Raw genomic sequence first — 23,635 nt, 5'->3', positions numbered from 1 at the left:
GTCCGGCCAGTCGTCGGTCGGACTTAGTCCGGCCTGAGCTTCGCCGGATCCCCCGGTTTCAGACACCGGGAGCGAGCAGAGGTTCGGTCAAGCCTGGGCAAAAGCACTAAACATCTGATTGCAATAGAAATTCGGGCAAACCCGAGGACCGCCTTAGCAATTCCCTCCGCCGCGTTCCTGCACTAGGATGCGCTGCTTCGGGATCGCATGCGCCAAACGGCGCAGATCCAGACGCAGACTCAACGGAATTCGGGACTCATGAACTTTTTGCGCGGCATCGTTGCCAAGGTTTTCGTCTACACGCTGTTCGGCCTGCTGATCGCCAGCTTCGCGATCTGGGGCGTGGGCGACATCTTCCGTGGCGGCGGCCATTCCCAGACGGTCGCGACGGTGGGCGAACAGGAGATTTCCGAAGCCGCGTTCCGCAGCAATCTGGCGCAGGACTATAGCCTCCTGCGCCAACGGATCGGCCAACAGGTCGACCCGGAAATGGCGCGCGCCATCGGCCTGCCGCAGCAAGCCCTTAACCGGCTGGTGGTCGAGGCGCTGTTCATCCAGCAAGCCGACGACCTCGATCTGGCCGTTACGGAAGACACCCTTCGGTCGGAGATTGTCGGAGACCCCAGCTTTCGCGATGCGCTCAACACCTTCGATCGCAACCGCTTCCAAGCCTTTCTGAGAAGCCAGCGAATTTCGGAAGCCCAGTTCCTGGAGCGCCTCTCCGCCCAAGTGGTGCGCGACCGGGTGGTCGGCGCCATCGGCCTGGGCGTGGAGGCACCCCGGATTCTGGCCGAGGGGCTTTACCGCTTCCAGGCTCAAGCACGGATCGCAGACTACGTCGAACTGCCCTTCGGCAGCCTGGAAGAGATTGCCGAGCCGGACGCGGCAGAGCTGCAGAGCTTCTACGACGCGACGCAGGACACCTACATGGCGCCGGAGTTCCGGACGCTGACCTATATCGACCTCAGCCCGCAGGCTTTTATCGCCGAGATGGCGGTCAGCGAAGACGAACTGCGCACCGCCTACGAGGAACAGCGCACGACTCTGGGCACGCCGGAACGCCGCAGCGTGTCTCAGATGATCTTCGACGACGAAGCCGCAGCCGCAGCCGCAGTCCAACGCCTCCAGACAGGTGCGGATTTCGCGAGCCTGGCCGAGGAGCTTACCGGTCAAGCGCCGGTCGACTTCGGTTCGGTCGTCCGGTCGGACCTGCCCGGCGATCTCGCGGAGGCGGCCTTCGCGCTCGAAAACGGGGAAAGCAGCCAACCGGTGGAAACCAGCTTCGGCTGGCATCTCCTGCATGTCGCGGAGATCCAGGAGGGTGAGACTCCCAGTTTCGAAGCTGTCCGCGATCAGGTCCGCGAAGACCTTCTGTTCGGCCGGGCGATCGACGAGCTGATCTCGATCGCCAACCAATTGGACGATGAACTGGCCGGCGGCGCGACACTGGAAGAAGCCGCGCAGACCCTGAATCTGCCGGTGAGCAACCTGGACGCCTACGGGCGCGAAGGACGGGATTCGGAGGGCGGATTGATCGAGGGCTTGCCGCAGACCCAGAGCTTCAGCGAAGCGGCCTTCAGAACCGAGGCCGGCGACACCTCCCTGCTGCTGGAGACCGACGATGGCGGCTACTTCATCCTTCGGGTCGACGGCGTGATACCGCCGACACCTCGCCCGTTGGAGGAGATCCGCGAGCAGGTGGTGACCGACTGGAAGATCGATCAGCGCGACAGCCAGCAGTTGGAGCGCGCCAGCGACCTGGTCGCTCGGCTGGAGGAAGGGCAAACCTTGCAGCGTGTCGCGGAAGCGGAAGGCCTGCAGATCAGGACGACCCCGCCGATGACCCGCGACGAGTCCGACCCCAACGTCACGCCCTCGGAGCGCCTGCCCAGCCAGCTGTTTCGACTGGAGGTCGGCCAGCCCACCATCGCCGACGCGACGGCGGGGCAGATCGTCGCCGTCCTGCGCGAGATCGTGGAGGCCGATCCGGCAACCGCCGAGGCGGAGGTGACGGCACTGCGCAGCCAGTTGCAAGGCGCGCTGGCCGGCGATGTCCTGAACCTTTACGCAACCTCTCTCGAGCGCGAGTACGGCGTTTCCGTCGATCAGGCGGTGATCGACCGTATTCTCGCGGACTTCTAAGGGCCATGCTCTGCACGCCAGAGGCCGACGTCTTTCGCAGCGCCTATCGGGCCAATCGGCCGCAGGTGGTCTTTACCCGGCTGATCGCCGATCTCGAAACGCCGGTTTCGGCCTTTCTGAAGCTGACCGACAATCGCCCTTTCTCCTTCCTGTTCGAATCGGTCGAGGGTGGCGCCACCATCGGACGCTACTCCTTTATCACCATGAAGCCGGACGTCATCTGGCGCTGCCGGCGCGATGCGACGGAAATCAATCGTCAGGCCCGCAGCGATCCGACCGCCTTCGTCCCCCTCGAGGGAGCGCCGCTGGACTCTCTGCGTGCGCTGATCGAGGAAAGCCGGATCGATCTGCCGCCCGAATTGCCGCCGATGGCGTCCAACCTGATCGGCTACATGGGCTACGATGCCGTCCGACTGATGGAACGGCTGCCCGACGACAACAAAGACGTGCTGGGCATCCCCGATGCCCTTTTCGTGCGACCGACCGTGACGGCGGTGTTCGACCGGGTCGAGGACGTGGTCACCGTCATCACGCCGGTCTGGCCACGTCCGGGCGTCGACGCGTCGGCCGCCTACGATCTGGCGCGCGAACGCCTGGCCGAAGCGGTCGAAGACTTCGGCCGCTCCCTGCCCTATCGCCGCGAACGCGCCGAAACGGCGGACGTACTGCCGGCGCCGCAGTCGAACATGGCGCCGGAGGCCTTCCGCGACATGGTCGCGCGGGCCAAGGACTACATCGCGGCGGGCGACATTTTCCAGGTGGTCCCCTCGCAGCGCTTTCACCTGCCGTTCAAGCTGCCGCCTTTCGCACTCTATCGTGCGCTGCGCCGCCTCAACCCCTCGCCCTTTCTCTTCTTCATGGATCTGGGCGACTTCGCCGCCGTCGGCTCCTCGCCGGAAGTGCTGGTCCGGCTGCGCGGCGAGACGGTCACGCTGAGGCCCCTCGCCGGGACACGCCGGCGCGGCGCCACGCCGGACGAAGACCGGGACCTCGCCGAAGATCTGCTGAACGATCCCAAGGAACTGGCCGAACATCTGATGCTGCTCGACCTGGGACGGAACGACGTCGGCCGAGTGGCGCAGATCGGCACGATGGAGGTGCCGGCCAAGTTCGTGATCGAGAACTACAGCCACGTCATGCACATCAGCTCCACCGTTGAGGGCAAACTGCGCCCCGGCCTGGACGCACTGGACGCGCTGGTCGCCGGCTTTCCGGCCGGGACGGTATCGGGCGCCCCGAAGGTCCGGGCGATGGAGATCATCGACGAACTGGAGCCGGAACGGCGCGGCCTCTACGCCGGCGCGGTCGGCTACTTCGGCGCCGGCGGCGACATGGACACCTGCATCGCCCTGCGCACCGCCCTGATCAAGGACGGCACCATGTACGTCCAGGCCGGCGGCGGCGTGGTGGCAGACAGCGACCCGGAAGCCGAGCATCAGGAATCCGTGGCCAAGGCGCGCGCCCTGATGCGCGCCGCCGAAGAGGCCTTGAGGTTCGCGCGGGCGGGTTAAGGCAACCCGGTCACAAACAAGAAGACCTCAGCCACTCGCGAGACCACCCAGAAGCCCCGTCCCGGCAGCGCAATTCGCATGTTCGCCGAACTGGTTGCCCGCCGGCAGCAGCGATACCTCGTGCCACGGCCGCAGTTGCAGGTTCGCCCCGTACTTCGGCGCGATGCCCAGAAAGGTCTTGAAGATGGCCAGGTGCGTCGGATGGGTCTCCGCCCAACCTTCCAGGTCCGCCATGGTACGGAAGTAGGCGGGGCCGAGGCTGCGGTCGGTGCCGGCACCGTCACGGCCGATTTCCCGCATGTACCGGCCGGCGTGGCAGTTTACCTCCTGGCCCCTGTCGCGCAGGAAGGCCATACCGGCTTCGAGCACCGGCTCCATCCGCTCGAGATACTCTCTGCGTTGCAACCCTTCTGTAGAGCTCCAGTCCTGTCCGGACCTGATGATGCAGAGGGACACCTGTTCGACGGCATCCGCAAAGGTCGAGCTCCAGGCCGGAATCGGAGAATTCCAGTCGGGAGGCATGCGCAAGGGTACCATCGAGCCGGGTCCTCGGGCCTAGCGGCATTCTCCGCCTCCTCGACGCTGTCATCGCCAGGCGCCGCCGTTTCCCGAGGCCGCAAGGTCCAGGCCCTCGGGAAACGGCATTACAATAGGAGCCGGATTGGCGTTGAACAGGAGCCGAACGACATCCGGACGGGAATGGTGACCGACCGGATCCGCCGAGGACTTCGCGTAGGCGATCATGGCGAGATCGACATCCGCGACGATCAGCCCTTCCGCATCTTCGGCCAGAGGCGCACCGTCGGGACCGTAGATGCGCGCATGACCGCCGCCGTCCTCGAGGAGTTCCCCAAGACCTCGGTCAGCGAAATCGCCTTACGCAACGGCTTCGTGAACTTCCCACACTTCTCGAAGCTGTTCCGCCAACGCTTCGACCGCACGCCCTCGGACTATCGGCGTCGGCGCCAGAGCAAGCGGTCTTACTCACGTTCAGATAACGCCGTGTGAACGCCCGTCGCCGAGGGTCGAGCCGCGGCCTCGACACTCCGGCAGATGTAGGTGACCGCGGCATCTGCGGTGATCCCGGTCGGATCCACCGAGGGATCGTAGGCTGTCACGGCCAGAGATCCCAGCGGCAGAAGATCCACGGCGGTCTCGATGCAGGCGGCGACCTCGGCCGTTGAGAGACCGCCCGGCGGCCGAAAGTGATTGGCCGGCGCGAAGTCCGGATCGTGCACGTCCAGATCCAAATGCAGATGCAAGGTTCCGACGCGCCCCGCCAAATCCGCAAGCGCCGTGCCGAGCGCCGCTTCCGCTCCGGCAACCCGGATCGCGGCCTCGCCGACCTGGATCACGCCCGAACGCGCCAGCAGCGCTTCTTCCTCGGCATCCAGATCCCGCGTCCCGGCCAGGATCATGCAGTCCTCGCGCAGGGGCGCGAAACCGGGAATGGACCGTGCGACGGTGGTCCAGGCATGCCCCGTCAGGATGGCGACGCCCATACCGTCCAGGAAACCGGTCGCAGTGCTGTCCGGCGTATTGATATCGCCGTGCGCGTCGAGCCACAGAACCCCCGTTCGTTCCACGCCGAGACCAGCGACGGCACCGACCGTCGTATTGCAGTTGCCGGCGAGAACGACCGGGAATGCGCCTGACTCGACGGCCGACCGGACCTCTCTCGCCACGGCACGCATGGCGGCGAAGCCCCCCGCGATCTCGCTGGGAAATCCGTCATCCAATTCAATGCGATACAACTGGAGAACATGCCCGGCGGCTTCGAGCGCCGAGACGAGGCCGCGGTCCAGCAGGCGGTCCGGCCCGCAGCCCATGCGCTGGAGATGCTGCCCGGAATCGTAGGGCGAGACGATCAGCCGAACCCGCACTGCACGTTACCCCACTCCTCACTCGCCCCGGCAGATGGGACCGACAGAGAGCGGACGAGGCAAGCCGCGTCCGATAGCGACGATCGCGCGCCAGCCCGCACCGGCAGATCTTAGTGGCTCAGGATCTGGCTGAGGAAGAGCTTGGTGCGGTCGGACTGCGGATTGTTGAAGAATTCTTCCGGCTCGTTCTGCTCGATGATCTCGCCGCCGTCCATGAAGATGACGCGGTTGGCCACCTTGCGTGCGAAGCCCATCTCGTGCGTCACGCAGATCATGGTCATGCCTGATTCGGCGAGGCCGATCATGACGTCCAGCACCTCGGAAATCATCTCGGGGTCGAGGGCCGACGTCGGCTCGTCGAACAGCATGATCGCCGGATTCATGCAAAGAGACCGGGCGATCGCCACGCGTTGCTGCTGACCGCCGGAGAGCTGCCCCGGATACTTCAGTGCTTGTTCGGGGATTTTCACCCGGGTCAGGTACTGCATGGCGATCTCTTCGGCCTCACGCTTCGGCAGGCGGCGCACCCACATGGGCGCCAGCGTGCAGTTCTCCAGCACCGTCAGATGAGGGAAGAGATTGAAGTGCTGGAAGACCATACCGACCTCGCGCCGTACCTCGGCGATGTTCTTGACGTCGCTGGTCAGCTCCACGCCGTTGACGACGATATCTCCGCGCTGATGCTCCTCGAGACGGTTGATGCAGCGGATCAGAGTGGACTTGCCGGAGCCCGAAGGCCCGCAGACCACGATCCGTTCGCCCTTGTTGATCGTCAGGTTGATGTTCTTGAGCACGTGGAATTCGCCGAACCACTTGTGCATACCGGCGATCTCGATCGCGATCTCGTCGCCGATCTGCAGCTTCGAGCGGTCGATGTTCCGCCCGTCGGCTGTCTTGTCACTCGACCCTTGGGTCGAGACCTGTGCATCACTCATTAACCTGTACTCCAGCGTTGTGCGGCCAAAGCGTAAATCTCGCTCTCTCTTACGGTCAGAGAGCGATTGATATCATGGAGGAAGCGGGTTCGCGTCCACCTATGACGATTGCGCTCTAGCGTCGTCCGTACCCCGTTTCGAGCTTGCCCTCCAGGTAGATCGAGTAACGCGACATGCCGAAACAGAAGATGAAGAAGCAGATACCGACGAAGGCGTAGGTCTCCTCGAAGAAGCCGATCCAGGCGGCATCGGTGTTGGTCGAGCGGGCCACCTGCAAGAGATCGAGGATACCGATGATCCCGAGCAGAGTGGTGTCCTTGAACAGGCCGATGAAGGTGTTGACGATGCCGGGAATGACGATCTTCAACGCCTGCGGCAGAACGATCAGCCGCATCGATTTGGCGTAGGTCAGCCCGATCGCGTCGGCGGCCTCGTACTGCCCCTTGGGGATCGCCTGCAGACCGCCGCGCACGACTTCGGCCATGTAGGCCGAAGCGAAGAGCGCGACCCCGATGAGCGCCCGCAGAAACTTGTCGAAGTTCACGCCCTCGGGGAGGAAGAGGGGCAGCATCACCGAACTCATGAAGAGAATGGTGATCAAGGGAACGCCGCGCACCAGCTCGATGAAGGACACGCAGAGCATGCGCACGATCGGCATTTTCGAACGCCGGCCGAGCGCCAGTACAACACCGATCGGCAGGGAGGCCGTGATGCCGACGATACCCGACACCAGGGTCGCCAGCAGACCGCCCCACTTGTCCGTGGACTCGATGATCAGGACAACGCCTTCGAAGATTGCCTGCCCCGCGAGAAAGAGCAGGAACGCCGCGACAAGGCTGCAGGTCGCGGCGAGCGGTGCCCAGACCCGCCATTCCACTTCGCTGGCCCGGCCGGCCGCATGCTTCAGGACCTTGGTCAGACCGAAACCGAAGATCCCGACGCAGACAAGCCACCAGAGCGGGGCCAGTCCGAACCCGACGAGAAAGAGCCGGCCGTTTATGAACTGACTGACCGGGCCTTCCGTTATCAAGATGCGATCGCCCTGCCGTAGGTCGTCGCGCTGCGCGGCCATCTCCGCCGTTGCCCGCACCTGACTGGCGACGGACTCGAAGTCGACCATTGGGCGGTCGCCGCTGAAGCCGAAAAGCACCAGCATGGCCAGCACAGGCGCGACATAGGCGAAGGGCAGCAGACGTGGTCGGCCGGAAATATCACGCATCCAGACAATGGCGCCAGCCGAGATCAAGATGATAACGGCAAGGACCAGACGCATCGGCGAGGCTGCCAGATTCACGCCCGTCAGGAGGTAATAGGCGAAGAAAGGATAAGCCGCGGCGAAGTAAAGCAACGGCTTGCGGTACGGCAGGCCGGTAAACAGCAGCGGCGCCACGGCGAACACCAACCCGATCCCGGCCAACAGCGGACGCCAGTTCTCCGAGCGATCGTAGAAGCCGGTCATGAACAGCAGAGAGCGCTGCTTGATCACGACCCAACAGGCGCCGTCATAGGAGCCGCCCCAGTCGATCAGCGGCTGCAACTGGGTGAACAGCGGCTCGGCGGCAGCCACGCTGCCGGCAGAGATCGCCGCTTGCAGTTCGGGCAGCAGATCGGCGGGACCAACCTCCGTCATTACCGGCCCCAGCGAGGCCGGGATCAACTCCGGCGGCATGCCTTCATAGCGCTGGACGAAGACAGCCAGCAATCCAGCGATGTTGCCGAAGGCGCTTTCCGCGAGGCGCTTGCTCACCGTCGCGGCCGCCGCAGCTTCCTCGCTCAGGCCCGGTGCGTCCGGATCCAGGGCGAAGTCTTCGGCACTGAAGGCGGCGATGTTGGACCCGATCAGGCCGGCCGTGCGCCCCAGATCGCAAAGCCGCCGATCCTCGCCGCTGACCACTGCATCGACAGCCACCCAGTTGGCGATGGGGACGACCACCGAATAGATCACCAGGGCCGCGATCAAGGTGGCGATGGCGTTGACGGGGCTCGAGAAGAGGTTCCCGCGCAACCAGCCGATCAGGCCGACGGTACCCGCCGGCGGCGGTAGATCGGGATGCTGACCTAGCTCGTAGACTTGGCCGTCGTCTTGGGGAACCTGGCTTTCCGACATCACCATGGCATCAGCGCTCCACCAGGGCGATGCGGCGGTTGTAGATGTTCATGAAGAACGAAATCAGCAGCGAGATGGTCAGGTAGACCGCCATCGTGATGGCGATGCACTCCACCGCCTGCCCCGTTTGGTTCAGCGTGATGCCGCTGAGGGTGGCAACCAGCTCGGGATAGCCGATGGCGACGCCGAGCGAGGAATTCTTAGTCAGGTTCAGATACTGACTCGTCAGCGGCGGCACGACCACCCGCAGCGCCTGCGGAATGATGATCAGGCGCATGGTCCAGCTCGGCTTGATCCCCAAAGCGTAGGCGGCCTCGGTCTGACCATGGCTGATCGCCAGAATTCCGGCGCGTACGATCTCCGCGATGAAGGCGGCCGTATAGGTCGAGAGCGCGAGCAGCAGGGCCACGAACTCCGGTGAGACCGTAAAGCCGCCAATGAAGCGGAAGCGCCCGAGCTCAGGTGTTTCGAAGTCCAGAGGCATCCCGGCAGCGAAGTAGGTCAGGACCGGAAGCCCCAGGATCAGGGCCGTACCGACCCAGAAGACCGGAAAGATCTGGCCTGTCGTCTCCTGTCGCTTCTTCGCCCAGCGCTTCAGAACCACCGTAGCGATCACTGCGGTCAGCATGGCGATCGGAATGGCTATGAAGCCGGGTTCGAAAATCGGTGCCGGCGCCTGCATGCCGCGATTGTTGATGAAGGCGCCGAAGCCGAGGTCGATGGACTCCCGAACCGTCGGCAGCGCCAGCATCACCGCGTACCAGAAATAGATCTGCAGCAGCAGCGGCACGTTGCGCACGATCTCGATGTACCAATAGACCGCCTTGCTCAGCAGCCAGTTCGGCGTCAGCCGCAGTACACCGAGAATGAAACCCAGAATGGTGGCGATCACGACACCGACCGCGGCGACCAGCAGCGTGTTCAACAGCCCCACGATGAAGGCGCGGCCGTGGGTGTTGGTCGGCCCGTACTCGATCAGCGTGTTGTCGAGTTCGTAGCCCGCCTGGCTCCAGAGGAACCCGAAGCCGGTGGCAATGCCCCGATTTTCGAGATTGACCGCGGTGTTCTGAATGATGAAGGCCAGAAACGTCCCGGTCACCCCCAGGGTCAGGGCCTGGAACAAAACCGCGCGAAAGCGCTGATCGGTCCAAAGCGAACTCAGCGACTTCTGATCTTGACCGGCCGTCTCGACAGCCATCCTTGCCACCCCCCGCAGATCCAGGATCAAACCTCAACGGTTCTGCATCCGAAGCTGCGACCTAATGTCGAAAAAAGGCGGATCGAACTGGACCGACGCACGGGTTGTTCCCGCATCGCCGTCCTGCGCCTTCCCGACTTGCCAAGCTGAGTCATGGACGAGGTCCTATTATGATGCGGCCGTTCCCAAACCGACCGGCAGACCTTTCGTCCCAATCGTCCTAGCCGCCGCTTCGCTCTGGCGACGAGGACGACCTAAACATAAGCGCTCACGTATTCACGACGCCGGCGTCCCAAGCAACAGCCACAGGGGCAAACGGCCTCCTCGAAAGGTAATCGGCCCGCAACCTGTTGGGGTTGCGGGCCGAGAGGATCACCGGAACGGCGGCGAGTAGAGGACGCCCCCGTCGTTCCAGAGGGCATTCAGACCGCGCTCGAGACCGAGCGGCGTATCAACGCCGATGTTGCGCTCGTAGACCTCGGCATAGTTACCGACCATGGTCACGACGTTGTAGGCGAAGTCGTTGGACAGGCCGAGCATCGCGCCCAGCTCACCCTCGGCGCCGAGCAAGCGCCGGATTTCCGGATTCTCGGACTCCATCATTTCGCTGGCATTCTCGGAGGTGACGCCCAGCTCTTCCGCCGTGATCATGGCGTTCAGCACCCAGCGCGCAACATCGCCCCACTGGTTGTCGCCGTGGCGAACCAGCGGACCCAGGGGCTCCTTGGAAATGATCTCCGGCAGGATCTTGTGCGCCGACGGATCGCTGACGGCGGAACGCTGTGCAGCCAGACCGGAGGCATCCGTCGTGTAGACGTCGCAGCGCCCGGCTTCGTAGGCCTCGCGAGCCTGGCTGTCGGTGTCGACGGTGACCGGCTCGAAACTCATGCCGTTGGTCCGGAAGTAGTCCGCCAGGTTGAGCTCCGTCGTGGTGCCGGTCTGAATGCAGACACTGGCACCGTCGAGGTCGAGCGCCGAATCCACGCCCAGATCGGTGCGGACCATGAAACCCTGGCCGTCGTAGTAGTTGATGCCGACGAATTCGAACCCGAGGTTCACGTCACGGCTGAACGTCCAGGTCGTGTTGCGGGCCAGCAGATCGATCTCGCCCGACTGCAGCGCGGTGAAACGCTCCTTGGCCGTGGTCGGGGTGTAGTTGACCATATCCGGGTCGCCGAACACCGCCGCAGCCATGGCGCGGCAAAAGTCGACGTCGAAGCCTTGCCACTCGCCCACGTCGTTGGGGGCGGCAAAACCGGCCAATCCCGTCGTGACACCGCACTGAACGGAACCGCGTTCCTTCACGGCATCCAACGTCTGGGCCGAAGCGGCGCCAGCCGTCAGGATTCCAACCGCCGCAACGGTCGTCATCATTTTGATCAGAGTCATGGGTAGAGGACCTTCCCTGTTCGTCCTGTTCATTGCAGTCTTTGCATTCATTGGTTGAGCGGCCGACCTTCCGTCGATATTGCACCGCACAACAGGCAAATATCCTTTCGTGCCGACTGCGTGCAGTCAAGATGAAACATTCGACCGCACAAGGCAATTGTTCACACTGTATCCAAAGTACCCGTGAATGCATTCTCTCCTTAAAGAGTGCGGTCTTTTCTGCCGTCACCGCGATTGCTTTCGCGAAGGCGATAGGCTGATATCGGACCCGTGGCTTCGTCGGGCCGGCATGCAGTCGGATGAGGGCCGTTCCGATAGCGGCGGGAATGCACAATAAGTTGATTGCTTCCAGGCGCCCGCCAGATCCCGGCTTTACGAGAAGCCCGGATGCCCGACCGGGTCGCGAGGGATTCTTTCCAAGGAACGAGCGGACATAGATGGCTGAGCAGACCAGAAGCACCGGACGCACCGCAGCGCGCGCAACGCGCCTCGCTCATCAAGGACGCGACGTGCGCATCTACGGGGGAAAGACCGTCAATCCGCCAGTGTCGCGCGCCTCCACCATCCTGTTCGACGACCTGGCCAGCTTGCGCGCGGGCGCGACGGGGCACAGCAAACCGGACTTCGTGCAGTACGGCCGGTTCGGAACGGAAACCCACATCGCGCTGCGCCGGGCCTGGTCGGATCTGGAGGGTTCCGACGACACTCTGCTGCTGCCCTGCGGACTGGCCGCCAACGTGCTCGCACTGCTGGCCTTCGTCGAAAGCGGCGACCACCTGCTGATGATCGACAACGTCTACGCACCGACACGAGGGGTCTGCGACGGCCTGCTTCGGCCGCTGGGCGTCGAGACGACTTACTTCGACCCGCAGATCGGCGCAGCGATCGAAGAGCTGATACGTCCGAACAGCAAGCTGATCTACCTGGAGACACCCGGCTCCCATTCCTTCGACCTCTGTGACGTTCCCGCCTACGTGGAGGTTGCCCGACGGCACGGCCTCAAGACCGCGCTCGACAATACCTGGGCGACGCCCCTGTTCTATCGCCCCTTGGAACAAGGGATCGACGTCTCGATCCAGGCTGGCACCAAGTACCTGGGAGGACACTCGGACGTCATGCTGGGTTTGGTGGCGGCCAACGGCGAGACGGTTCAGCAGCTTCGCAGCAAGTCGGACCTCCTGGGCTACAGCGTTGCGGCCGACGACGCCTACCTCGCCCTGCGCGGCTTCCGAACCCTGGAGGTGCGTCTGCGCCGGCACGAGGCCAGCGCGCTACAGGTGGCGCGCTGGTTAAGGGAGCGGCCGGAGGTCGAGCGCGTGCTGCATCCGGCTTTGCCGGATCATCCTCGACACGACCTTTTTGCAAGAGACTTCGATGGTGCCTCCGGTCTGTTCGGCCTGGTGTTGAAGCCGGGTTTTCCAGCCGCGGCAATCGAAGCGATGGTGGATGGCTTTACCTACTTCGGCCTCGGGTACTCCTGGGGCGGTTACGAAAGCCTGATCGTCCCAAGCCCGATCGAGAAGATGCGCACGGCCACCGGCTGGGAAGCTGTCGATCGGACTCTGCGGATTCATATCGGACTGGAAGACCCCAGCGATCTGATCGACGATCTGGCCAGCGGCTTCAAGCGTTTGAGCGCCACAGCCCAGGCTGCCGAGTAGAGCCATGGACGAGAAAGTCCCCGCCAACAAAAGCGACAGGTCGAACGATGGTCCGCGCCTGCGCGTTCTGCTCGGCCAATCGATCGCCATCGGGCCCGGCAAGGCGGATCTTCTAGCTGCCATAGACAGGGAAGGCTCGATCACACGCGCAGCCAAGGTGATGGGAATGTCCTACCGCCGGGCCTGGCTGCTGGTGGAGACGATGAATGCCTGCTTCAAGGCGCCGCTGGTGGAGGCGTCTCGCGGCGGCAGCGGCGGCGGCGGCAGTGGCCTGACTGACACCGGCCGTGATGTCCTGGACCGCTATCGCGCTCTCGAGGAAAAGGCTGCAGCGGCTATCGCGGAAGACCTGGAAGCCTTCACACCTCTTCTTGTGGAGACCGCCCGAACCCGCCATAGCGGAACAGAGCGGTAGAACGGCTCTGCACAGTCACGAGGCCTTGCCGGAGACCGGCAAGCGACGCCGCCCCACGCCTTAGCCGAGTGTACAATGCATATCATTGTACGCGCCATAGTCGCAGATAAGCGCTTGCGTGATAATTTTGAGTCAGATAGCTTTTATCTAAACTTATATGCATACGAATCACCATTGACTTTGTGTGATAGGGAAGGCGCGAGGACATGGTTTGGGCGGGTCTTGCAGCAGTTGCTGCACTTACCTTCATCTGGTTCCTGGTCCCCTTTGCTTACCGAAAGTACGAAGAAAATCGTCTCGCACGCCTTTGTCGGGATCAAAAGACCATTGTCCTGAGCTACGACGACGGACCTGGAGAGACTCTGACGCCGTTACTGCTAGACCTCCTGCTCGAACACCGTGCGCAGGCGACTTTCTTCTTTCTTGGTCGCAATGTTGAAGGAAAGACGGACATCGCGCAGCGCCTGATCTCAGAAGGACATGAGATCGGCAGCCATACACAGGACCACTCGAATGCGTGGAAAACTGAACCTTGGCGCGTAGCTCGAGATCTTCGCTCCGGAATTAGGACAGTCGAGACCCTCGGTGGCGATGCCAAGCTTTTCCGTCCGCCCTACGGCAAGCTGACGATCGTCGGATTGCTTGACGGTCTGGCAGGTGCCCTACGCTTCGGTTGGTGGACCGTTGACAGCCGCGACAGCTGGGACCGCCGCCCAGTCGAGGACGTTGTTGCCGAGGTCGCGGCAAAAGGCGGTGGCGTCGTTCTGATGCACGACTTTGATCGCTACGGCCCTCCGTCCAATGGCGTCAGCCATATCGATCACGTTTTGGCCCTCACCAAAGGGCTTCTCGACTGCGCCGAGCGGAGTGGCTACCGGGTCCGCCGGCTCACTGATGTCTACAAGACGGCCGCGGAGCAACGGGGATGACGGGGGGACCTCCGCGCGTTCTTGCGGTCGCATCTGGCGGAGGACATTGGGTCCAGCTGTACCGGTTGCGGCCTGCATGGGACGGATGCGAGGTGACTTATGTCACCACCAACCCTGAATTTGGTCCGGAAGTCGAAGCCGATGCAGCCGCACGCAGGCAGCCGAAGCCGCGTTTTTATGCGATCTCTGACGCCAATCGCTGGCAGAAACTTCGCCTTCTCTGGGCGCTGCTTAAACTATTCGCGATTCTGCTGAGGGTTCGTCCGCACACCATTATAACCACCGGTGCCGCCCCCGGGTACCTTGCCTTGCGGCTGGGCCGGCTGATGGGCGCTCGGACAGCATGGGTGGACAGTATTGCGAATGCAGAAGAGCTCTCGCTGTCCGGACGCAAGGCCGGTAATCATGCGGATGTTTGGCTGACCCAGTGGGAGGATCTAGCCTCCGCCAGAGGACCGCAGTATCGAGGTTCGGTGCTATGATCTTCTTGACGATCGGCACTCATGAGCCTTTCGACCGGCTCGTTAGGGCCGTCGACGAGTGGTGCGATCCGACGAGACGAAAGTGCGAAGTGTTTGGTCAGATCACGGACCGGGGCCGCTACGTGCCGAAGAACTTCGACTGGATCCCCAGCCTTCCACCAGACGCTTATCGAGAGCACTGCCGCGCAGCAGAGTTCATCATATCTCATGCTGGGATGGGGTCGATCATTACAGCCATGACATACGGCAGGCCGATCGTCGTCCTGCCGAGGCGAGGCCATTTAAAGGAAACCCGCAACGATCACCAGTACGCTACAGCTATTCGCCTCCGCGGACACTCAGGTCTTATGGTTGCACTGTCTGAGACCGAGCTCCCGAGAATTCTTGACTTCGCCGTTGCACGTGGCGGCTGGGAAAGTACAGGGACGATCGGATCTTTCGCCGATCCACGTCTGACCGATATGCTGCGGAGCTTGATTGACAGGAGCGCCAACTAACCACGCAGACTTCAGTGCTTCATGCCGCGATGACGATAGACGGCGTGCAGATGCCGCCACGACCCGCATGAGCCCTGCTGCATTCTCAAGATGCGTGCGAACCCCCGATCACACGGCTACGAGTGCCTGCCTGCTGAGGAGACCGCGGAGCGGAGCTACAACGCAGTTCCGATAGCCAACAACGGTGATGCGGTCGGTTACGAAACTTCAGCTGAACTCGAATTCCAGGTGCCATTACCTGAAACGCCTTCGCTTGCAGAGGCTTATCTAAGGGCTGCGTTACGAAGGCTTAACTCCTCTCTCTTTAAATGCACGTGCGGTTGACTGGTTAGGTGTCGGGTGACACTCGCCGGAATGAGAACCGCAACCAGTATAGACAGCAAAAAACTGTTCAAGTATTTAGAGTCAAAAATTGAGGAGCTGCCAACTGGAGGCTTGCTTGGCGGTGATTCCACATCACCTCCTGCGATGTGGTAGCGATGATCATCAGCAACCGGAACTCCATAGTGATCGTTCACAGGTTAGAATTCCCATGGCGTCTCCGCGAACGGTTGGGTGATCGGATACTTTTTCCACAACTCTTTCTCAGCTGTCGGTCTTTGGGGTATCAGGCCGTCAGCCGCTGCAGTTTGGTTGTCGAGTTGCCAGCATGACGAAAACCATTCGAATGCTCGTCGTCGCTTCCGGCGGCGGCCACTGGGTGCAGCTCTGCCGGATGCGCCCCGCGTGGGACGGCTGCCAGGTCACCTACGTCACCACCGAGCCGGGTTACCGATCGGAAGTGATGGCCGACGCCAAGGCGCGCGGCCAGCCCGAACCCGCCTTTCATGTGATTGTCGACGGGAACCGCTGGCAGAAGTGGCGACTGCTCAAGTCTCTGCTTGGACTGACTCTGATTGTGCTACGCGTCCGCCCCCAGATCGTGCTCTCTACAGGTGCGGCGCCCGGATACTTTGCCTTACGACTTGGCCGGCTGTTGGGAGCGCGGACAGCCTGGGTAGACAGCATCGCCAACGCAGAGGAGCTATCGCTCTCCGGACGTAAGGTCGGTCCCCACGCGAATCTTTGGCTGACCCAGTGGGAAAACGTCGCCCAGCCAGGCGGCCCGGATTATCGGGGGACCGTCCTGTGATCTTCCTGACGATCGGCACGCAGGAACCCTTCGACCGCTTGGTCAGGACCGTCGACGCCTGGTGCGCCTCAGCCGGAAAGGGCGGCGATCTCTTCGGCCAAATCACCGAGCGGGCCGAGTACAAACCGAAGCACTTCGAGTGGGTGTCGAGCGTGACTCCCGAGGTTTTTCAGGCCCACTGCCAGCAAGCGGACTTCATCGTATCCCACGCCGGCATGGGCTCGATCATCACTGCACTGACCTACGGCAAGCCGATCGCAATCCTGCCGCGGAGCGCCCAGCTCAAGGAGCATCGCAACGATCACCAGCAGGCCACTGCAAAACGCCTCGGCAACCGCCCCGGCCTGATGGTCGCGCACAGCGAGGAGGAGCTTCCGGGGCTGCTCGACACGCTGGTGGCCGGAAGCGGCGCGATGAACGCCAAGACCATCGCGCCTTTCGCCGACCGACGTCTGATCGAAGCGCTCCGGACCTTCATTCACGAAAAATAGAGCCGGTCTCTCCACGGATGACCTGAGTCGCCGTGTTGGAGCGTGATCGCCACGGCCTCCCCGGTTATCGCTTGCAGCAGCGCTATGTTTCTCCGACTATAACGGGCGTCATATATGGCGGTACATATCCCCGACCCGTCGCCGGAGGCGCGCGATGCTCCGAAGCCTGCTTGCCCTGCTCGTGTTGACCCTGGCCAGTCCTGGGCAAATCACGCCTGCGCAGGCGAGCGAGCGGCTGACGGTCTTCGCAGCGGCCAGCACGACGGATGCCGTTGCCGAAGTGCTGGAGCAGTTCAAGGCGAAAACCGGGGTCGAAAGCGTCGCCTCCTTCGCCTCCTCCTCGACGCTGGCCAAACAGATCGAAGCCGGAGCCCCGGCCGACCTTTTCATCTCCGCCAACGTGACGTGGATGGATCACCTGGAGGCGCGGCAGGCGATCCGCGCGGAGACCAGGGTCGACCTGCTCGGCAACAGTCTGGTCGTGGTCAGCTCCCGCGACAGCGACTTCATCTGCGGGTCCGCTGCACCCTGCGACCTGGCGGCGGCACTGCAGGACGAGCGGCTGGCCGTCGGCGATCCGGATCATGTTCCCGCCGGTCTCTATGCCAAGGAGGCACTGCAGAGCCTCGGCCAGTGGGACGACCTGGAACCGAAACTGGCGCCTACCTCGGACGTGCGGGGCGCGCTGGCACTGGTGGCGCGCGGCGAGACCCCGGCCGGGATCGTCTACCAAACCGACGCCGCTTTGCTGTCGGACGTTCGGGTCGTCTCGACTCTGCCCGTCGAGAGCCATAGTCCCATCCTCTATCCGGTCGCCCTGACCGCACGGAGCGAACATCCCGCGGCGCCGGCCTTCCTGCGCTATCTGGCGGGACCGCAGGCACGCGCGATCTTGATCCGCCATGGCTTCACCGTCGTCGCTCCTCCGACGCCGCAACCGGCCGGCTAACGGATGTTCGATCTCTCGGCGAGCGAGATCGCCGCCATCGACCTGTCCCTGCGCGTCGGTCTCTGGAGCGTGGCCGGCGGCCTGCTTCCGGCCCTGGCGGCAGCCTGGCTGCTCGCGCGCTGCGATTTCCCCGGCAAGCTCGTCTTCGACGGCCTGGTCCATCTGCCGCTGGTCGTACCCCCCGTCGTCATAGGCTATCTGCTGCTCGTGCTGCTGGGTCGCAGCGGACCGCTCGGTCAGGTCCTCGACGACTGGTTCGGCATCACGGTCGCCTTCACCTGGCAAGGCGCGGCCGTCGCCTCGGCCGTGATGGCCTTTCCCTTGATGGTGCGGGCGATGCGGCTGTCGCTCGAGGCCGTCGACCGCAAGCTCGAGGCCGCAGCGCGCACGCTCGGGGCGCCCCCGTGGCAGGTCTTCGCCACCGTCACCCTGCCTTTGATGGCACCGGGCCTGCTCGCCGCGCTCCTGCTCGGCTTCGCTCGCTCGCTCGGCGAGTTCGGCGCCACCATCACCTTCGTCTCGAACATTCCCGGCGAAACCCGGACCCTGCCGCTGGCGCTCTACACCTTCACACAAACGCCCGGCGGCGAGTCAGGAGCCCTTCGACTGGCGGTTGTTTCCGTCCTGCTGGCTCTGGCGGCCCTTGCGGGTTCGGAGTTTCTGGCCCGCAGGCTCCAGAGACGCCTTGCCGGCTGATGCTCGAGATTTCCATCGAAAAACGCCTCGGTAATCTCAGGCTGCAAGCGGACCTCGCCTGTCCCGCCGAGGGCGTGGTCGCCCTCTTCGGTCGCTCCGGCGCCGGCAAGACTTCGCTCGTCAACATGCTGGCGGGCCTGCTGCGTCCCGACCGCGGCCGCATCGTGCTGCGCGGAGAGACCTTGTTCGACAGCGCAAAGGGGATCGACCTGCCGGCTCATCGCCGGCGCATCGGCTACGTGTTCCAAGAAAGCAGGCTGTTTCCACACCTGACCGTGCAGGACAACCTGCTCTACGGCTGGCGCCGCGCCCCGGCGAAGGAGCGGCGGACGGGGCTTGTCGAAGTGGTCGATCTGCTCGGTCTGACCGCGCTGCTGGACAGACGCCCCGGGACGCTGTCCGGCGGCGAGAAACAGCGCGTCGCCCTGGGCCGGGCATTGCTGGCCAACCCGCGCCTGCTCCTGATGGACGAGCCTCTGGCCAACCTGGACCAGACTCGCAAACTGGAGATCCTGCCCTTCGTCGAGCGCTTGCGGGACGAACTCAGACTGCCGATCGTCTACGTCAGCCACGCGATGGAAGAGATCGTACGCCTGGCCGATACGCTAATCCTGATCTCCGATGGGCAGGTTGTGGCGAACGGGCCCCTGGAAGATCTCACCAGCCGGCTGGACCTGCGTCCCTTGACCGGACGCTACGAGGCGGGCGCGGTGATCGTCGCCAATCTGGCACGGCACGATTTCGACGACGATCTCAGCGAACTGGACTTCGCCGGCGGGCGGCTGGTCGTGCCGCGCCTGGACGCTCCGGCGGGCACGGAGCTGCGGTTGCGGATCAGAGCGCGCGACGTCGCTCTCTCCCGCGATCGCCCGGAAGGGCTCTCGATCCAGAACATCTTCCCAGCAAGAGTGATGGACCTCAGCGATGAAGGCGGTGCTCAAGTCGACGTGCGCCTGGACGTCGGCGGCGCGCCGCTTTGGGCCCGCATCACCGGCCGCGCCAGACGACAACTGGAATTGGCGCCCGGCTCCAGCGTCTACGCTCTGGTCAAGTCAGCCGCGATCGACCGCCACGCTCTCGGCGGCCGCCCGACCGCCGGCGGCCGCTTCATGGGGCCTGCCCAAAGCGAGACCGATCCGCAGGGGAACTGAGCCGGAATGAGGTTGGCCGAACCAGTCGGCCCGACCGGTCGCTATCTGGTCTAATGCAGCTTCAAGACCTGGTAGCGATGGTGACAAAGCTGCCAACTGCGTTCGCCGGCTTCCGCGTCGTAGGCCGCCGCCGTGACCTTGTCCTCGATGATGTCGATGGCGGTATCGCACTGATCGATCGCCCGCAGCGCGCGCCACCCCTCCGCCTCTTTCACCTCTTCGATCGCGTCCATCATCGTTTCCAGGGAGTCGATCACCTCGCCGGCTTCGGCGAAGTCCGGCGCCTCGACCTCCGGCAGATCGCTTGCCGCCCATGCCGATCTGCCGTCGACCGCCGCAAGTGTCACAGCAACGAGCGCAATACCCCCCAAGACCGTGCCACCCAGCCAGCGGCACATCGTGCACTCACCCATTCGCTTCACCCTCTAACTGTCTATTTTTATGTTAATGCAACCGAACAAGGTCGATTTCCTGTTCGTGGTAGGGCAAAAAGCCCTCGTCGTACAAGCAGGAAGCGCTGCTGGGAAGCTCTGCCGAAGCTACGAACGCAAAGCGAGCGCGGAGGCATGACGGGGACGGGAGGAGGGGGAAAACATGCCTGAGCACACGAAGGCTCCACCGGGAGATACATCTGGAGATACCGCGGCGACCGCGATGGCGGCGGGAACGATCCCAACGACAGCAAACGATTCGGCAGGTATCGCCGCGGAGAGCGCGGCGCCGGAAATCGATCCTCCAGAGATAGCCCCCGAAGAGATCGCCGAGGAGATCTTGCGTGAGGGCCTGCGCTACTGGTCGTCGAAGCTTCAGCCCGATCATCTCCCCGCGCGCGGGGATCTCGACCCGACGGAGGTTCCCCGCCTGCTCCCCTACATCGAGTTGTCGGAGGTGCTGGACGGCGGTGAGGACTTCCGATTCCGGCTGGTTGGAAGTCATCTCGTCGACACCGACCACATCAATCCAACCGGCCTGCGGTTTTCGGCGTTTTTCGAGAATCCCGCCTATCGCGCCTATCAGCTTGGGCTCTATCGATGGGTCTTCGCCCGGCGCCGCCCGCTCTACAGCCGCAGCCGGGTTCCCTTACCCACCCACAGCCTGGATGTTCTCACCGAACGGCTGTACCTGCCGCTCGCCGGCGATGGCCACACCGTAGACGTCATCCTGAACTTCCAAGTCTGCCGGGGCATGGCGGACTGCGGGCTGAAGCTCGAAGAAGCGCTCGACCCGCGCTACGGCGAGTGCTTCGCCGCCGCCCTGCGCATCTAGAGCGGTCGTGTCGCGCGGTCGGCAGGGCTGGCCACAGAGATATAACAGGGGTCCTACGCGGAATCTTCCGACTCGCTTGCCGATTTGGCTGCAATCTCCTATGTCGCGAGACAGGTCAACGAACGATTGCGGAACGTGAGGCCTTCGCCGCATGGGTCCAGGCTGCCTCGAGGTCGACTGATGAGCGATGCTGTCTCCGTTCGGCACCCTGCGGTCTCGGCCGCGGAGCGTTCCGCCTCCCCTCCCCGGCGGCTGTTCACCCGCTATCTGATCGCGGCGCTCTTCCTGCTGGTCGTGCCGTTCTTGCTGTCCTACGCGATCTTTGCCGTGACCGGCGAATGGGCGGTCCGCACCGCCTATCAGGATGTCGCGCCCGTCGCCCATGCCACCCACGCCCTGGTCGGCGTCCTTCTTCTCGTTGCTTTTCCTCTGCAAGCGCTGCTGGGACTGAAGATAACCGGAAAGCGCAGTGCCGCGCAGAGAGGGAGCGCCAAGCGCACCTGGCATCGGCGGCAAGGCAGTTTCGTCGTCGCGCTGTACCTCGCTTACGTCGCCACGGGCATGGTGATGCTTTGGGATTCCTCCGTGGTCGGGCGCGGGGTGGCGTCTCTGGCGAGTACGCTTCAGATCACGGTCCTCGTCGGGGCAAGCGCCATCTACTTCGCACTCGCCTGGCAGGCCGCCCGCAAAGGTGATATCGCCCTCCATATGGATCACGTGCTCTTCGCACTGATCGCCATATCGAATATCTCACTCGGCCGGCTCGTGATCGCGTCCTTCAAGGGGCTCGGCATAGAACCCGGCGCGGTCGTCCTGCCCGGCGGTGCGGTCGGCTTCGTGTCGGCCGGCGAGTTCGGTGCGATCACGACCATAGCGCTGCTCGCCGCCCTCTGGCTCTCCTATGCGGCCCAGCGGGGGATCGTCTTCACCCAGTGGGGAAAGACCGCCGCGCTGGCCGTTCTTCCGATCTTCTGGCCGATCGTGCTCGTTCCGGGGCTCGGTCAGTAGGCGCCGACACCGCCTGGACGGAGAGCGGCGACGGCCTGGTCGTCGCCTCCAGTTCTTCAGTCCGTCTGGATGTGCCGGCAGTTCCCACGATCCGATTCCAGGCGGCGATGCCGTGAGTCGACCGTATCACTCCGGAGATCTCCCCCCTCCCGCCCCGCGATCCGCCGAGAGTCGGAAGACCGTCCGAGTCCTGCAACCCCGCACGATTTCGCGAGCTGCGACTGTCCAGCCGTTGTGGTCCCGCCCCATCGACCACACCTCTAGATGCAAGTGAATCACGGAGGCCCGAGACGGATGCGACGAGGGACATCGTCCTCGGCTTCGACAACCTTGCGGACCCTTGAAGCGGCTTTAGCGCGATAGTCTGTTCGCAAGCCCACGGACCCGCCACCGAGGGGAGTCAGTTTGTGAGACTAGAGCCGAAGCCGATCGATCGCGTCGCCTGGTATCTGCGCCCCTTCTTCTGGAATCAGCGCCGCAAGTACGGCTCGCACCTGCAGGCCGCGTTGCTCTGGGCCCGGGCGCCCCGCCTGTTTCTGGGGGTCGCCCTGCTTTACGGCATGATCGACCGCAGGTCGTCGCCGCTGTCTCCGCCTTTGCGCTCGCTCTTGACCGTGCGCGTCTCGCAGATCAACCACTGCAGCTTCTGCGTCGACCTCAACTCCGCCACGCTGATGAAGCGTGGGGTCTCCCTCGAGAAGGTCGAGGCTCTGCCCAGCTGGCGGGACAGCCCGCTGTTCGACGAGACGGAAAAGGCGGCGCTGGCCTACGCGGAGGCGATGACCCGGTCGGACGGCGAGGTCGACGACGGCATGATGGCCGCCTTGCGACGCCATTTCGACGAAGATGCCCTCGTCGAACTGACCGGGCTGATCGCCTTTCAGAATCTTTCGAGCAAGTTCAACAGCGCGCTTGCCGTGCCGCCGCAAGGCTTCTGCCGGATCCCCGGCCGACCGGCCGCAACCGCGGAGGAAAGTCCGAAGACCGAAGCCCTGAAGGCCACTGCCGGCGGAGACTAGCGACCGGGAAACGAGAGACCGGGGGACGAAAAACCAAGGACGAGAGACCGGCGGCCTCTTGGCCAAGCTGCAAGAGTCCACCGGTTCCGGAGCCGGCGCGACCTCCGCCCCGATTCACGATCAAACTTGTGAAATTAGATTATATTACTAGATTAATGTATTGTTTTATATCATTTAAAATCGTGAAAACCCGGCCGCGACAGACGCCGCTCGACGAGGAGTCGCCTCCGCTTCTCTAAATAGGTATTTGAAATACATATTATGGGCCTGGAGTGGTTTATAGCCGTATAGTGGTATTTCAAATGCTGATTTAAACGGCGGAGCCGGAGAAGACCATGCGCCTCACCTCCTTCACGGACTTCGGTCTGCGCGCGCTGATGCGGATCGCGAGCGAGCCCAGCCGCGCCTTCTCGACCGCCGAGATCGCCGAGGAGTTCGGCATATCGCGTCACCATCTCACGAAGGTGATGGCCGCGCTGTCCAGTGCCGGCCTTGTCCGGACCCGTCGCGGGACGGGCGGCGGGGCGGTCCTGGCCCGCCGGCCGGAAGACATCCGGATCGGCGAGGTCCTGCGGTTTCTGGAGCGGGATCAGGCGCTGGTGGAATGCTTCCAGTCCGACGGCGGCGCCTGTGCGATTACGCCGAATTGCCGGCTGCGAAGGATGCTGGCCGAGGCCGAGGAGGCCTTCATCGGTCGCTTGAACCGCTACACCCTGGCCGACTGCGCGCTGGAACCCCTCGCGGCATGACCCGCCCTGTTCGCCTCGAGGCCGG

Annotated in this window: 24 protein-coding genes; 17 read left to right on the top strand and 7 right to left on the bottom strand. The window is 63.6% G+C overall.

The annotated features are described in order from the left end of the window. The first annotated feature begins 258 nt into the window (after positions 1–258). Both DBZ32_RS02015 and trpE read left to right on the top strand, forming a co-directional pair. Positions 259–2,142 carry a peptidyl-prolyl cis-trans isomerase gene (locus DBZ32_RS02015; protein WP_162906519.1) on the top strand — a complete coding sequence of 628 codons (1,884 nt, stop codon included), beginning with the start codon at positions 259–261 and terminating at the stop codon, positions 2,140–2,142. Between the two features lie 5 nt (positions 2,143–2,147). Next, positions 2,148–3,653, top strand: coding sequence for an anthranilate synthase component I (gene trpE / locus DBZ32_RS02010; RefSeq protein ID WP_119165460.1), 1,506 nt, complete (start codon positions 2,148–2,150; stop codon positions 3,651–3,653). A gap of 27 nt (positions 3,654–3,680) precedes the next feature. Here the strand turns inward: trpE and DBZ32_RS02005 are convergent, their stop codons facing one another. Further along, positions 3,681–4,190, bottom strand: coding sequence for a phenylacetaldoxime dehydratase family protein (locus DBZ32_RS02005; protein WP_119165459.1), 510 nt, complete (start codon positions 4,188–4,190; stop codon positions 3,681–3,683). Positions 4,191–4,355: 165 nt separating this feature from the next. Here DBZ32_RS02005 and DBZ32_RS02000 point away from each other — a divergent pair, with 165 nt between their 5' ends. Next, positions 4,356–4,661: a helix-turn-helix domain-containing protein gene (locus tag DBZ32_RS02000; protein WP_208539076.1), complete on the top strand. Its 306-nt coding sequence runs from the start codon at positions 4,356–4,358 to the stop codon at positions 4,659–4,661. On the opposite strand, the gene DBZ32_RS01995 is transcribed toward DBZ32_RS02000, so the two are convergent. From DBZ32_RS01995 to DBZ32_RS01975, 5 genes are all read right to left on the bottom strand, one after another. After that, positions 4,634–5,536 (bottom strand): arginase family protein, encoded by a 903-nt coding sequence (locus tag DBZ32_RS01995; RefSeq protein ID WP_119165457.1) that lies wholly within the window; start codon positions 5,534–5,536, stop codon positions 4,634–4,636. The genes DBZ32_RS02000 and DBZ32_RS01995 overlap by 28 nt on opposite strands. A 110-nt stretch (positions 5,537–5,646) precedes the next feature. Further along, positions 5,647–6,357: an amino acid ABC transporter ATP-binding protein gene (locus DBZ32_RS01990; RefSeq protein ID WP_208539122.1), complete on the bottom strand. Its 711-nt coding sequence runs from the start codon at positions 6,355–6,357 to the stop codon at positions 5,647–5,649. Positions 6,358–6,586: 229 nt separating this feature from the next. After that, positions 6,587–8,584, bottom strand: coding sequence for an amino acid ABC transporter permease (locus DBZ32_RS22360; RefSeq protein ID WP_235829955.1), 1,998 nt, complete (start codon positions 8,582–8,584; stop codon positions 6,587–6,589). Between the two features lie 4 nt (positions 8,585–8,588). After that, a complete protein-coding gene (locus tag DBZ32_RS01980; RefSeq protein ID WP_119166300.1) occupies positions 8,589–9,776 on the bottom strand; it encodes an amino acid ABC transporter permease in 1,188 nt (395 codons plus the stop codon). A gap of 372 nt (positions 9,777–10,148) precedes the next feature. Continuing rightward, positions 10,149–11,165, bottom strand: coding sequence for an amino acid ABC transporter substrate-binding protein (locus DBZ32_RS01975; RefSeq protein ID WP_119165455.1), 1,017 nt, complete (start codon positions 11,163–11,165; stop codon positions 10,149–10,151). A 437-nt stretch (positions 11,166–11,602) separates the two neighbouring features. On the opposite strand from DBZ32_RS01975, the gene metC reads away from it, so the two are divergent. The 10 genes from metC (at position 11,603) to modC (ending at position 19,568) form a co-directional block, all read left to right on the top strand. Beyond that, positions 11,603–12,826 carry a cystathionine beta-lyase gene (metC, locus tag DBZ32_RS01970; protein WP_119165454.1) on the top strand — a complete coding sequence of 408 codons (1,224 nt, stop codon included), beginning with the start codon at positions 11,603–11,605 and terminating at the stop codon, positions 12,824–12,826. Positions 12,827–12,830: 4 nt separating this feature from the next. After that, positions 12,831–13,241 (top strand): winged helix-turn-helix domain-containing protein, encoded by a 411-nt coding sequence (locus tag DBZ32_RS01965; RefSeq protein WP_119165453.1) that lies wholly within the window; start codon positions 12,831–12,833, stop codon positions 13,239–13,241. Between the two features lie 206 nt (positions 13,242–13,447). Continuing rightward, complete coding sequence (locus DBZ32_RS01960) at positions 13,448–14,170, top strand: polysaccharide deacetylase family protein (RefSeq protein WP_119165452.1); 723 nt, start codon at positions 13,448–13,450, stop codon at positions 14,168–14,170. 92 nt (positions 14,171–14,262) lie between these two features. Continuing rightward, positions 14,263–14,652, top strand: a complete 390-nt coding sequence (locus DBZ32_RS01955; protein WP_208539075.1) for a glycosyltransferase family protein — start codon at positions 14,263–14,265, stop codon at positions 14,650–14,652. Further along, positions 14,649–15,149, top strand: a complete 501-nt coding sequence (locus tag DBZ32_RS22785; RefSeq protein WP_119165450.1) for a glycosyltransferase — start codon at positions 14,649–14,651, stop codon at positions 15,147–15,149. Before DBZ32_RS01955 ends, DBZ32_RS22785 begins: the two co-directional genes overlap by 4 nt. A 649-nt stretch (positions 15,150–15,798) precedes the next feature. Continuing rightward, positions 15,799–16,281 (top strand): glycosyltransferase family protein, encoded by a 483-nt coding sequence (locus DBZ32_RS01945; protein ID WP_119165449.1) that lies wholly within the window; start codon positions 15,799–15,801, stop codon positions 16,279–16,281. Continuing rightward, positions 16,278–16,772, top strand: coding sequence for a glycosyltransferase (locus DBZ32_RS01940; protein WP_162906518.1), 495 nt, complete (start codon positions 16,278–16,280; stop codon positions 16,770–16,772). Before DBZ32_RS01945 ends, DBZ32_RS01940 begins: the two co-directional genes overlap by 4 nt. 154 nt (positions 16,773–16,926) lie before the next feature. After that, positions 16,927–17,721, top strand: coding sequence for a molybdate ABC transporter substrate-binding protein (gene modA / locus DBZ32_RS01935; RefSeq protein WP_119165447.1), 795 nt, complete (start codon positions 16,927–16,929; stop codon positions 17,719–17,721). A gap of 3 nt (positions 17,722–17,724) precedes the next feature. Beyond that, a complete protein-coding gene (gene modB, locus DBZ32_RS01930) occupies positions 17,725–18,417 on the top strand; it encodes a molybdate ABC transporter permease subunit (protein ID WP_119165446.1) in 693 nt (230 codons plus the stop codon). Then, on the top strand, positions 18,417–19,568 hold the full coding sequence (modC, locus tag DBZ32_RS01925) for a molybdenum ABC transporter ATP-binding protein (protein ID WP_119165445.1): 1,152 nt from the start codon (positions 18,417–18,419) through the stop codon (positions 19,566–19,568). The genes modB and modC overlap by 1 nt, the downstream gene beginning before the upstream one ends. A 50-nt stretch (positions 19,569–19,618) precedes the next feature. On the opposite strand, the gene DBZ32_RS01920 is transcribed toward modC, so the two are convergent. Continuing rightward, complete coding sequence (locus tag DBZ32_RS01920) at positions 19,619–19,981, bottom strand: hypothetical protein (protein WP_162906517.1); 363 nt, start codon at positions 19,979–19,981, stop codon at positions 19,619–19,621. 181 nt (positions 19,982–20,162) lie between these two features. Here DBZ32_RS01920 and DBZ32_RS01915 point away from each other — a divergent pair, with 181 nt between their 5' ends. The 4 genes from DBZ32_RS01915 to DBZ32_RS01900 all read left to right on the top strand — a co-directional run bounded on the left by DBZ32_RS01915 (position 20,163) and on the right by DBZ32_RS01900 (position 23,610). Continuing rightward, positions 20,163–20,834: a PAS domain-containing protein gene (locus DBZ32_RS01915; RefSeq protein ID WP_119165443.1), complete on the top strand. Its 672-nt coding sequence runs from the start codon at positions 20,163–20,165 to the stop codon at positions 20,832–20,834. Positions 20,835–21,014: 180 nt separating this feature from the next. Continuing rightward, entirely contained in the window at positions 21,015–21,842 is an 828-nt protein-coding gene (locus tag DBZ32_RS01910; RefSeq protein WP_119165442.1) for a hypothetical protein, read from the top strand. Between the two features lie 407 nt (positions 21,843–22,249). Next, positions 22,250–22,861 carry a carboxymuconolactone decarboxylase family protein gene (locus DBZ32_RS01905; protein WP_119165441.1) on the top strand — a complete coding sequence of 204 codons (612 nt, stop codon included), beginning with the start codon at positions 22,250–22,252 and terminating at the stop codon, positions 22,859–22,861. Positions 22,862–23,196: 335 nt separating this feature from the next. Continuing rightward, positions 23,197–23,610 (top strand): RrF2 family transcriptional regulator, encoded by a 414-nt coding sequence (locus DBZ32_RS01900; RefSeq protein WP_119165440.1) that lies wholly within the window; start codon positions 23,197–23,199, stop codon positions 23,608–23,610. Positions 23,611–23,635: the final 25 nt, after the last annotated feature.

The organism is Algihabitans albus, assembly GCF_003572205.1.
Taxonomy (GTDB): Bacteria; Pseudomonadota; Alphaproteobacteria; order Kiloniellales; family DSM-21159; genus Algihabitans; species Algihabitans albus.
This window is presented reverse-complemented; position numbering and strand designations above follow the sequence as displayed.